Genomic DNA, 859 nt, shown 5'->3' on the forward strand with positions numbered 1-859 from the left:
CCCACACGGCCACACGCCCCAATGAACCATGCAAAACGCCCTTGAACCTGTTTTCAACATGCTGCTGTCCACCCTGTCGTGGGTGATTCCGTTGGTGCTGGTGGCATCCGCGCTGCGCAGCCCGTGGGCCAAGGGGCATATCGGGGAATGGTTTGTGCGCTTCATCCTGCGCTGGCGTCTGGACAAGGCGGTGTACTTTCCGCTGCACAACGTCACCCTCACCACACCCGACGGCAGCACGCAGATCGATCATGTGATCGTGTCGCGCTTCGGCGTCTTTGCGATCGAAACCAAAAACATGCAGGGCTGGATTTTCGGCAGCGAGCGGCAGGCCGAATGGACGCAGAAAATCTTCAAGCGCAGCTTCAGATTTCAGAATCCGCTGCGCCAAAACTACAAGCACACCAAGGCGCTGGAAGCCACACTGCAGGTGCCGCCCGACGCCATCCACTCGGTCATCGTGTTTGTGGGCGGCAGCACATTTAAAACCGAGATGCCCGCCAACGTGACCTATGGCGGCGGGTGCGTGCGTTTCATCCTCTCGTTCACGCAGCCCGTTTTTGACACCCGGCAGGNTCCACTCGGTCATCGTGTTTGTGGGCGGCAGCACATTTAAAACCGAGATGCCCGCCAACGTGACCTATGGCGGCGGGTGCGTGCGTTTCATCCTCTCGTTCACGCAGCCCGTTTTTGACACCCGGCAGGTGCAGCGCCTGGTGCAGCAATTGCAAACCGGCCGGTTGGCGCCCACCAGGGCCACGCACATCGCGCATGTGCAGCAGCTCAAAGAGCGCCACAACCCCGATGCCGAGCGCCAATGCCCCCAGTGCGGCAGCGTCATGGCGCTGCGCACCGCAAA

The 859-nt window shown here is 61.0% G+C and carries 2 protein-coding genes; both read left to right on the forward strand.

The features are described 5' to 3' along the window. The first annotated feature begins 28 nt into the window (after positions 1 to 28). Entirely contained in the window at positions 29 to 616 is a 588-nt protein-coding gene (locus tag QZH66_RS17220) for a nuclease-related domain-containing protein (RefSeq protein ID WP_305807065.1), read from the forward strand. After that, positions 597 to 859: hypothetical protein (locus QZH66_RS17225; RefSeq protein WP_305807066.1), on the forward strand; the 263-nt coding region annotated here is incomplete at its 3' end. The genes QZH66_RS17220 and QZH66_RS17225, both read left to right, overlap by 20 nt.

The sequence above is a fragment of the Stenotrophomonas sp. YIM B06876 genome, from assembly GCF_030711595.1.
Lineage (GTDB): Bacteria > Pseudomonadota > Gammaproteobacteria > Xanthomonadales > Xanthomonadaceae > Stenotrophomonas.